Genomic DNA, 10,183 nt, shown 5'->3' on the forward strand with positions numbered 1-10,183 from the left:
GTGTTCCGGGGCGCTGTCGAGACTGATCGACAAACGCTGTCGGCTCTCACGAACAAAACCAGCTGACCGTGTGCGGGGTGGCGGGCGTCTGCCTGAAACCACATGCGCGTGATGTCGACGCGGCCCGCCTCACTGCGGATCTGCTCGCATGGTTGCGGCACAGGGGGCCGGACGGTTGCGGTGTCACCGACAGGGGGAGAGCCGCCTTGGGGATGGCACGGCTCCGTGTGAGGAGCGCCCCCGAGGCATCGGTTCCCTTCACCGACGCCGAAACCGGCGCCGTTCACGCGTTCAACGGGGAGGTCTACCGTGACGGCGCCATGACCCCTGGCGGAGGTCTTGACGAGGCGCGCAGCGCGTGCGAGCCCGAACTGGTGGACGGCATGTACGCGGCGGCCAGCAGCCCCTCCGAGCATGTGCTGAGGCTGGTGCGCGACCCGCTGGGTATCAAGCCCCTGTACGTGCGGGAGGCGCCGGTGGGGGTGGCGGTGTCCTCCGAGGTCGTGTCCCTTCTGGGCGCGTTCGGTCCGGCGTCGGTGCGGACCGAGGCGTTCGCGCAGTTCCTGCTCACCGGTCGCCGGGTGGTCGACGGCGGGTCGTTCTTCGAGGGGATCAGGCCGGTCGCCCCGGGCGAGAGCATGACGCTCGAAGCCGGTGAGATCACCGCCTCGACCCGATCGGTCCCACGGTGCTCGGAGCCGTCCGCGCCCGCCCCGGGCGAGCTGCGCGCGAGGTTCGAGGAGGCGGTCGATCGCGTACTTCTGTCCGAACGGCCGATCGGTGTGGCACTGAGCGGAGGACTCGACTCCACGATCCTTGCCCGTGTGCTGGCCCGCCGGGGCGTGCGCCACATGCTCACGGTCAGTGTCTGCCCGGAAGGTACGGGAGACGGGGTGCGCTCACTCGGTGAGCTCGGCCTGAACGACGGGGCCGTGGCCACCTGGCGGCACCACTGGACACCGTTCGGCCCCTCCGACCTGCTGGACGGCCTGCCGTCGGCGGTCAGGGCGTTCGGTGAGCCGGTCGCCATGACGAGTGTGCCGATGTACGCGGCGCTGGCGAAGCTGGCCGGGGCCAGCGGGATCACCGTGCTCCTGGTCGGCGAGGGTGCGGACGAACTGTTCGCCGGATACAACCGCTACGTGCCCCTCTACGCTGGCACTGTCGGTGACCCGGTGGACTTCTACCTCTCGCAGGAGCGGCTGAAGCTGGTGCGGGAGCTGATCGGGCCCGACTTGGCGGAGGCCGCCGCCGACGCCCTGCGGGCCGCCGTGGGACGGTCCGAGGCGGTCGCCGAGCAGCGGCACGGCAGGCGACCCGGCTCCGTGGAGGTCGTGCGGGAGTTCGAGTACGAGCACAGCCTCGAACCCCTTCTGCGGAGGACGGACCACCTCCTCATGGCCGAGGGGATCGAGGGGAGGACCCCGTTCCTGCACGCCGGGATCCCGGACCTCGCGAGGCGATATCCGTCGTCGGCCCTGGTCCGCGGGAACCTGACCAAAGCGGTCCTGCGGGAGGAGTTCGCGGACCTGCTTCCCTCCCACTACCGGGAGATAGCGAAGCAGCCGTTCCGGGCCCCTGTGCATCGCTGGTTCAGCGGTACCGGACTGCCTCGGATGGACAGCGCCCTGGCCGGGGCGACGGAGCCGCTGTACCACGGGCTCGGTGTCCTACCCACGGGCGTGCGGACACTGCGTGACCGCCTCGCCCAGGGGGACCCCCTCGCCTTCACCATGGCCTTCGGTCTGCTGTGCGCGGCGGAATGGATCTCCTGGCTTGAGGAGTCGCCCACAGGAGAGGAAGAGGCTTCCTATGCCGGACGTTGACCCCGCCTCCGGGGAGGATCGCCGCATGGTCGTGGCGCTGCACGGATACGGCGGCACGGGTGCCGACATGATCCGGTCGCTTTCGGCGGTCCGAGCGGGGAGGCACGACGTGGTCATGGTGGCCCCGGACGGCCCCCACCACCCCGAACTCGCTCCCGAGGGACGCGCCTGGTACCCGATCACGTCGCAGGAGTCGTTGATCGCGCGGTGGTCCCGGGAGCTGGCACCGGAAGTCGCACGGTACGTGGAGTGGGAGCAGGAGCGGTACCGGATTCCGGCGGAGAGGACCGCACTGGTCGGCTTCTCTCAGGGGGTCTCCGTGGCCACGGCGGTGCTCGCCGGGTTCCGGGTCGCGCGGCGCGCCGTGTTCGCCTGCGGGAGGATCCTGGGCGGTGACCTGATGGAGCGCACCGGGTCCGGCGAGATCGATGTCCTGGTCGTGACGGGTGGGAGCGATCGCTTCGTCCGGGGTGAGGACGTCCGGTCGGACACCGCCCCAGGGCGGGACGGAACGCGGTTCCCCCATGTGGAGGTTCCCGGGCTGGGTCACGAGTTCAACAACGAGGTCGCGTGGCTGTCCATCGAGCACGCGACGCGATGAGAGTGGGGATCGACAATGATTTCTGAAGACAGGTTCCTCGAACTGAGTCAGCAATTCCTTCTTGAACGGCTGGGGGACAAGGCGGCCCACGTCGACGCCGACACCGAACTGGTCGAGTCTGGCCTCCTGGACTCGCTGATGGTCCTGGAGTTCTTCTTCTTCCTGGAGAACGTCAGTGGAACGACGGTCAAGCCGGAGGAGGCGACCGTCCAGTCCCTGTCCACTCTGCGCGGTGCCTACCGACTGGTGGTGGCGTCATGAGCCTGACCATCGAACAGGTACTCGCCGGCTGTGAGTGGCAGCGCGATCTGTGCCGTAAGAACGGCGCACCGACCTACGTCGCCCTCATCGACGAGCTGATCGACCGTCTCGGTACGGACAACACGGTCACGGGGCTCCTGACGGAGGACGGTCAGAATCCCATCCAGTCGGCCCTGTGCCTGAGGCTGTTCGGTGCCGTCAACCGGATCGCCATGGATGAATCCGCGGACTGGATCACCGACCACTACCCCACGCTCGGCGGTGAGTCCGCCCCGGAACGCGTGGTACCGGAGTTCTTCGACTTCCTCCTCGGCAACCTCGACGCCGTCCGGGAACAGATGGGCATCGCCGTGCAGACCAACGAGGTGGGACGCGCGGCTCCCCTCTCGGCCGCGATGAACTACGTCGCACACGCCACCGGCCGCCCACTCCGCCTGCTCGAGGTCGGTGCCAGCGCGGGACTGAACCTGCTCCTGGACCGCTACTTCGTGGCGGGTCCGCGGAACTCGTGGGGGCCCAGGGACTCGGCACTGCGGTTGGAGGGACACTTCGCCTCGGGGTACCCGGAGGCGGTCGCGTCCCCCGATGTCGTCGAGCGCCGCGGTTGTGACCTCAACCCGATCGACGTTCACGACCCGGCCACGCCGAACCTGCTGCGCTCGTTCGTCTGGCCGGAGCACGTGGAGCGCGCGCGTCGACTCGGAGCCGCGCTGGAGGTGGCCAGGTCGGCGCCACGGCTCACGATCGACGCCGCGGACGCCTACTCATGGGTCTCCGAACACGTTGAGGACTCCGTGTCCGGCCGCACCACGGTGGTCTTCCACTCGATCGTGCTTCCCTACTTCGATCCGGACGAACGCGCCAGGTTTACCAAGCTCATCTGTTCCCGGGGGGAGGGGACGGACGAGGACCGGCCCCTGGCCTGGATCTCATTGGAGCCGAGTGAGGAGGATTCCAGCGTGGTCGACCTGACCTGTGAGATCTGGCCTATGGGCACGAAGGTACTGCTGGCCAGGACGACCCCGCACGGGACCCATGTGCGCTGGGATCCGCAGGACCTTCTGACATGAGTGCGGTGGTCGGTTCGCTGGCCAGTGCGATCGGCGTACCCACGCCGCTCACGGAGCTCCCAACCGGAGCCATGCCGTCCGAGGTGGCCGGTGAGCTCATGGACCGGGGGCAGAAGCTGTGCCCGGTGACCGATGACGAGATGCCGTTGGTTGAGGCGTCGGTCAGCAGATCGCTGGCCGACGCCGGCGTGGACCGCCGGTCGGTGGGCCACGTCCTCGTAGCGACCGAGACGATGACGGTCAGCGGATCACGGGACGCGCACGAGCGGGTTCGCGGCCGGCTCCACAGGACGCTCTCCGGACTGGGCCTCGGCCATGCGCCCGTGACGGCACTGACCTTCGGCGGGTGCAGCGCCGTGATGACGGCGCTGGAGTACGCCGCACTGCTGGTGGAGAGGGAACCCGGCGGCTGCGTTCTGGTGGTGGCCATCGGCCGGATGCACGCCGGTGACTCCCGGGTGCTCGCTCCCGCCATCTCAGCCATCGGCGACGGCGTCGCCAGCTGTGTCGTCCTGGCGGAGGGTACGGGGTGGCGCGTTCGCTGGATGCTGCGCCAGGCGTTCCTCCAGACGGCGGAGTTCGACCAGGCGGCGGACTTCGGCCCCACGCTGGTCGTGCTGGGGCGTGCGTTGCGCTCGTTGCGCGGGGAAGCCGAGAAGCACGGCCTGCCGGACCGGCCGCGTCTCGTGTGCAACAACTACGGACTGCCGACAGTACGGCTATTCAGCAGCACGTTGGGCGTTCCTGCCGACGACGTGTTCACGGACAACATCTCGCTGCTGAGCCATCTGGGCACGCCGGACATCCTCATCAACCTGGCGAGCCTGCCCGAGACCACGACCGACGTTCTCACCCTGGCCACCGGGCCGGCCGACTGTGTCCTGGCTTCCTTGGAAAGGACCCGTAGTGACCCTGTTTGACATCTACGAGCGGCTCGCCGAGCGGACACCGGATCACCCGGCGATCAGCTATCACCGGGAGCCCCACGCCGGAACGGTGCTGACCTGGCGGGCCCTGGCGGACCGGAGTTGGGAGATCGCCGACAAACTGGGCCCGGCGGGTGTCGAGGGCGGCGGCCGGTGCGCGGTGGTCATGACCGACCACCCCGACACCGTCCCCACGGTCCTCGCCGTCTGGAGCCTGGGCGCGGTCGTTGTCCCGATCGACAGCCAGTGGGGCACGGACACCAAGCGCTCGGTGCTGGCGCTCAGCGGCGCGGACGTCGTCCTCGACGCAGAACGGGACACGTGCGTTGAGAACTCCGAGGCGAGGGGAGGCGGTCCCGCGCTCCCGCCCGGGACCGCGATGATCAGTTACACCTCCGGGTCCACATCGGATCCCAAGGGCGTGGTCCTGACCCACGGGCAGCTCCTCCACGCCTACGAGTCCGCCGGTCGGGCGTTGAGGGACCTGCTGGGGCACCAGCCGTCCCGTTTCGGGGTGTCGATGCGCATGTCCGGTCTCGGCATTCTCGGTATGAACTACCTGTGGCCTGCGGTTCTGGGGATGTCCGTCGAGGTCCTTCCCGAACTCACCCTTCTGTCGGCGAGCCGGTACTGGACGGAGCTTCGCGCCCACGGTGTCGAGGTCACCTATCTGGTACCCGCCCTGGTGGAACTCCTCAACAGGGTCGCGACCGACGAGGGAGCTGAGGGAGAGGGGAGCCGCGAGACGGTGGTGTGCCTCAGCGGCGGCGCCCCTCTGTCCCCTTCGGCCCACGCCTCCTTCCAGGAGCGGTTCCAGGCGATCCTGCTCAACGTGTACGGACTGACCGAGGCCTCCTTCGCCGCGTTCTTCGGTGACAGGGACGCGTCCGGGCGGGGCACCCTGTCCATCGGGCGGCCCGCCACGGTCGACGCCCGCCTGCGTGGTGCCGACGGTGGCGTCGTCGACGGGCCGGGTGAGGGCGAGCTCGAACTGAGCGGACCGGCCGTGAGCTGCGGCTACCACGACAACCCCTCCGCCACGGAGGAACTCGTCCACGACGGCTGGCTCCGCTCCGGTGATCTGGCGAGGCGTGACGCAGAAGGCCGGTACTGGATCGTCGGGCGGAGGAAGGACGTGGTTCTCAAGGGCGGGTTCACTGTGCACCTGCACGAGGTCGAGGAAGCGGCGGGGCTGCTTCCCGGGGTCCTAGAGAGCGCGGCGGTGCGGCTCGACCTTCCCACCGGTGAGGACATTGGCCTACTGGTCCGTTCCGACTCCGCCTGGGACCGGCTAGTTCCCGGCGCGGTTGTGGCGGCGCTGGAGGAGAAGTTGGGACGTCAGCGGGCTCCGCGTCGTGTGGCCGTCACCGTTGACCCCCTCCCCCGGCTCGGTCAGGAGAAGATCAACAGGCGGGAGGCACTCGCCCTCTGGAGAAGGCTGACGTCGGACTGACCGACCGGCGGAACCCATCACATCTACAGCTCACCCCCACAAAGTGAGGAGTCCCGTGTTTACCGTTGACACCGACAGATTCAGGTCCACCGGTCTTCTGGAGCTCGGCCCCTGTCTCTCTGACGACGACCGTTCCCGGATCCTGCGGCACTTCGACGCCTTGGACGGCAGTGATCGGATCTCCCCCGGCTACCAGGCACAGTACGACGGGGAAGGCGAGGCGCGCAGACTGAGGAAACTCCGTCGTCTGCTCTGGAACGACCGCAAGTTCTTCGGCCCGATCATCAACCGGACGGGCGCGCCCGAACTAGCCGAGGCGCTCATCGGCCCGACCGCGGTGGCGATCCTGCACGCGGCCTTCCTCAAGCCCGCGCGCGTGGGCACCCATGTCGCCCCCCACCAGGACCAGGCGCTGTGGAACGAGGAGTACCCGGGCGCGTTCAGCATGTGGATGGCCCTGACCGAGGTGTCTCCCGCCAACGGCGGCCTCTACGCCTACCCGGGCTCCCACGCCGACGGGGTCATCAAGCACGCCGATGACCCGGACCATCCCTGGCACGAGAGTCTGACGCACGTCGCGGACCAGCTCGGTGAGCGCCACGACTTCATCCTGAAGCCGGGTGAGGCCGCCGTCTGGGACCGCCTGCTCGTGCACGGCAGCGGTCCCAACGAGTCCGCCGACGACCGTCGCGGCATGGTGATCGTCTTCGCGGACGGAGCCGCGGAGGGCTTCAACGCACGCGACGTCATGACCCTCGAGGAGATCCTCTCCCTGGCCGACGTGTGAGAACCGGAGTCGGGGATGCACCGAACCTGGAGGTTCGCGCTCGCGTGAACATCCAGGCTCGCGTGCTCGGGAGGTGCTTGTTCAAGTTCCCGAAGCGGAAGATGTCAAGTCAAATGAGACGTTGACCTGGTCGAACACTCTGTGGCGTGTCCTCCCGGTGGCGGGCCGGGTCGTTGATCCACACCGTCTCGGGCAGCCGCGGCGGTTCCGGCCGTCGCGAGGACCGCTCCGGATGGGCGGCATAGGCCTCGGCCAGAGTTCGGGCCCGCTGCCGCCGCACCTGGTCGGCGGTACCGAAGTGCACCGACGCCGGGGTGTGGTACCCGACCCCCGAATGACGGTGCTCGTGGTTGTAGTAGGCCATGAAACCCTCCAACCACTCACGGGCGTGCGTGAGGGAATCGAACCGGTCGGGGTGGTCCGATGCGTACTCGAGGGTCTTGAACTGCGCCTCGCTGTAGGGGTTGTCGTTGGAGTTCTTGGGCCGCGAGTGCGACCGCTCGATGCCCAGGTCCAACAACAGCTGGGACACCTCCTTGGAGGTCATCGCCGCACCCCGGTCGGCGTGAACCACCCCGGGCGCCACCCCGTTGGCGGCGGCCAGGCCGGCGATCAGCTCCGCCGCCCGCGCCCCCGATTCGGCCCGCTCCACCGTGAAAGCGGCCACGTACCGCGAGTAGATGTCGATGACCACGTAGGCGTGGAACCACACCCCCTTGCGGGGGCCTTTGAGGCGGGTGATGTCCCAGGTGAACACCTGCCCCGGGCCGTCGGCCCGTAGTTCGGGCACGGTCTTGGGCGGATGGGTGGCGGTGCGGCGGCGCTCGCCGGCCTGGCCGCGGGAGCGCAGGATCCGGTACATGGTCGAGACCGAGCAGTGGTAGCGGCCCTCGTCCAGTTCCCGGGCCCAGATCTGGGCGGGCGGCAGCTCGGCGTAGGGCTCGCTGTTCATCAGCTCCAGCACGGCGGCCCGCTCATCGTCGGCCAGTGCCGCCGGGTGCGGGGCCCGCGGGGCCGCCTCTTTCGGTTCGGGTGGGTGCAGGCGCCGGTGGTGGGTGGCGCGGGAACGGCCCGTTAGGCGGCATGCGGCCACGACGCCGATACCGCCGCGCAGGCCCTCCACCGTCTGGTGCAGGACCGGTTCAACGTGGGTGTTCAGTCCGCGCTCTTGGAGAGTGCCTGCAAGAGCGCGGAGGCTTTTCCCGTCACCTCCAGGGCGTGGTCGCGGTCGGCTACCTCCTTCTCCAGTTTGGCGATGCGGGCGCGCAGCCGGTCGGCCTCGACCTCGGCGGGGTGCTTCTTGGAGCGTGCGGACGAGGTGCGGCGGTCGGTGAGCGCGGTGAGGGCGCCGGTGTCACGGGCGTTCTTCCATTCCACGATGTGGGAGTGATAGAGGCGCTCGCGGCGCAGCAGGGCTCCGCGTTCGGTGCCGGTGGTGCATGCCTCGTGTTCGGCAATGATGCGCAGCTTGTACTCGGCGGTGAAGGTCCCGCGTTTGGGTCTGGGGGCCGGGTCGGTGGTGTCCTGGCTGGTCATGTGGGTGGTGCTTCCCTGGTTTGGCTCTGTCTGTCTAACCAGGCACGGAGGGATGTTTCATCCCAAACCGACAGAGAGGGGTCAGGCCGAGGCTCGCGGCGCAGTGCCGCAGGTCGTGGAGCCGGATCGGTGGCACGTCCGCTGCGGCTGTGAGCCGTGTGAAGCGGTGCCGCAGGGCGTTGCGCGTCACCGGTTCGCCCCGAGGGTTGGTGAAGACGTGGCCGCTGTGCGTCCACCGCAGCCCGGCTTCCCAGCGCTCCTGTTCCTGTACCCGGTACCAGCGGCGTAGCGCGGCCACGTTCTCCTGGCCCAGGTGGAAGGTCCGGTAGCTGCGCGGTGTCTTCGTACCGCGGATGGTGATGATGCCCGGCTCGCTGAGATCGAGGTCCCGCCAGAGCAGGTTCGTCAGCTCGTTGCAGCGTGGGCCGCGCGTCATCGCCAGCTGGAACAGGGCGTACTGGCGGTCGCGGGTCTCTTGCAGGTAGTCGAGGAACTGGCCGCACTGCTCGGGGGTCCACACCATGACGGTGGCCGGTTTCCTTCCGGTTTCGCGCCAGTGGGTGACCCTGGGCTCGGTCCACACGAGTGCCGGCTCCTCGACCATCTTCGGCAGGCCGGCGTTCCAGGCCGGGTTGTGGGCTATCAGCCCGGTCTTGCATGCGCGTGTGAGTCCGGAGCTGATGATGGAATGCACTTTCCTGATGCGCTTCGCGCTCAGCGGGTACTTCCATGTCCCTTTGCGCATTGGCGCGTCGGGGCCCGTCTTCGACGGAGCCAGGCGCTCCGCCATGAGGGCGACCGAGGAGTTGGACTCGATGCCGTCCGCACCGAGTGCCGCGTACAGGCAGCGCAGGTGGTGGGTCGTCAGCCTGACGAGCTTCACATGGCCCAACGTCGGTTGGACGATGTTGCGGATGACACGCTCGTAGTCAGCGAACGTCGACACGGCGAGCCGCGGACGCTGCCGGGCGAGCCAGTCGTTGAAGTGCGACTCCACCGTGATCTTGTGCGCGGAGGGGACGCCGCCGTAGCTGGTACGGGAGATTTCGTGGCGGAGGGTCTCCTGGGCTTCCGCGCGTGTGCGGAACGGTCCGATCCTCACCTGTCGTCGCTTTCCGTCTGCGGTGGGAACATCGAAGCGCGCGTACCATTTCGCATGCCCTGGCTTCTTGAACTTGGGGCATGCCTTTTTGGGGTACGGTCGCTTCGTCTCTGGGTTGCGGCACCAACACAACTGACTGATGTGGCCGTTGATGTCAACCTCCTGGGTGGGGTTGGGGGTGACGTTTGCAGATGTTCCCCAAGATTCGCATTCGGAATCCCCGGCTTCTAATTTATGTAACTATGTGATGAATTGGCGTTCTTGCCCGTATGGCCTGTGTTGTCGGTGTTGGGTCGCCTCTTCCGTTCCGGCCTTAGGGGAATGCCTTTCCGGATGGGGCTGAAAGGAATCGGTTTTGCTTTTCTGATCATGGTGTCCTCGGGTTCGCTGTCTTTCGGGGATGTGAATCACATGGGATCTCTGCGGGGCGGCTGGGTCCTGGGCTGGGGTCGGTCCGCGTCGCACGCGCATGCCGGCCTGGGCCGAAGGCCACCTGTCGGTCGGCGTGGGCCCCGTGCGCAGGTGGTGCTGGTGGGGGCCGCGCGTGGTTGAACCGGTTGGGTGGTGTCATACCGTCGTAGCAACACCGCAGGTCACAGGGGTTGCTCATGCAAGAACGAC

10 protein-coding genes are annotated in these 10,183 nt (G+C 68.2%); 7 read left to right on the forward strand and 3 right to left on the reverse strand.

Going from position 1 to position 10,183, the window contains the following annotated elements; genetic code table 11:
- Positions 1–320 precede the first annotated feature (320 nt).
- The 7 genes from ACFHWE_RS23140 to ACFHWE_RS23170 are packed head-to-tail and all read left to right on the forward strand — an operon-like array spanning position 321 to position 6,924.
- Positions 321–1,826 (forward strand): asparagine synthetase B family protein, encoded by a 1,506-nt coding sequence (locus ACFHWE_RS23140; RefSeq protein ID WP_416603986.1) that lies wholly within the window; start codon positions 321–323, stop codon positions 1,824–1,826.
- Entirely contained in the window at positions 1,813–2,427 is a 615-nt protein-coding gene (locus tag ACFHWE_RS23145) for an alpha/beta hydrolase (RefSeq protein ID WP_416603987.1), read from the forward strand. Before ACFHWE_RS23140 ends, ACFHWE_RS23145 begins: the two co-directional genes overlap by 14 nt.
- 15 nt (positions 2,428–2,442) lie before the next feature.
- On the forward strand, positions 2,443–2,688 hold the full coding sequence (locus tag ACFHWE_RS23150) for a hypothetical protein (protein WP_416603988.1): 246 nt from the start codon (positions 2,443–2,445) through the stop codon (positions 2,686–2,688).
- The gene (locus ACFHWE_RS23155; RefSeq protein WP_416603989.1) at positions 2,685–3,758 is read left to right on the forward strand and encodes a DUF2332 domain-containing protein; all 1,074 of its coding nucleotides are present in this window, start codon (positions 2,685–2,687) and stop codon (positions 3,756–3,758) included. Before ACFHWE_RS23150 ends, ACFHWE_RS23155 begins: the two co-directional genes overlap by 4 nt.
- Positions 3,755–4,678 carry a hypothetical protein gene (locus ACFHWE_RS23160; protein ID WP_416603990.1) on the forward strand — a complete coding sequence of 308 codons (924 nt, stop codon included), beginning with the start codon at positions 3,755–3,757 and terminating at the stop codon, positions 4,676–4,678. The genes ACFHWE_RS23155 and ACFHWE_RS23160 overlap by 4 nt, the downstream gene beginning before the upstream one ends.
- Positions 4,665–6,137 carry a class I adenylate-forming enzyme family protein gene (locus ACFHWE_RS23165; RefSeq protein ID WP_416603991.1) on the forward strand — a complete coding sequence of 491 codons (1,473 nt, stop codon included), beginning with the start codon at positions 4,665–4,667 and terminating at the stop codon, positions 6,135–6,137. Before ACFHWE_RS23160 ends, ACFHWE_RS23165 begins: the two co-directional genes overlap by 14 nt.
- 55 nt (positions 6,138–6,192) lie before the next feature.
- A complete protein-coding gene (locus tag ACFHWE_RS23170; RefSeq protein WP_416603992.1) occupies positions 6,193–6,924 on the forward strand; it encodes a phytanoyl-CoA dioxygenase family protein in 732 nt (243 codons plus the stop codon).
- Positions 6,925–7,033: 109 nt separating this feature from the next.
- Here the strand turns inward: ACFHWE_RS23170 and ACFHWE_RS23175 are convergent, their stop codons facing one another.
- From ACFHWE_RS23175 to ACFHWE_RS23185, 3 genes are read right to left on the reverse strand one after another with little or no spacing between them, the layout of a single operon-like run.
- Positions 7,034–8,047 (reverse strand): IS3 family transposase, encoded by a 1,014-nt coding sequence (locus ACFHWE_RS23175; RefSeq protein WP_416603993.1) that lies wholly within the window; start codon positions 8,045–8,047, stop codon positions 7,034–7,036.
- Positions 8,048–8,079: 32 nt separating this feature from the next.
- Complete coding sequence (locus tag ACFHWE_RS23180) at positions 8,080–8,460, reverse strand: hypothetical protein (protein ID WP_416603994.1); 381 nt, start codon at positions 8,458–8,460, stop codon at positions 8,080–8,082.
- A 34-nt stretch (positions 8,461–8,494) separates the two neighbouring features.
- Positions 8,495–9,562: a site-specific integrase gene (locus ACFHWE_RS23185; protein WP_416603995.1), complete on the reverse strand. Its 1,068-nt coding sequence runs from the start codon at positions 9,560–9,562 to the stop codon at positions 8,495–8,497.
- Positions 9,563–10,183: the final 621 nt, after the last annotated feature.

Origin of the sequence: Nocardiopsis sp. LOL_012, from assembly GCF_048060475.1 — a bacterium.
Classification (GTDB): Bacteria; Actinomycetota; Actinomycetes; order Streptosporangiales; family Streptosporangiaceae; genus Nocardiopsis.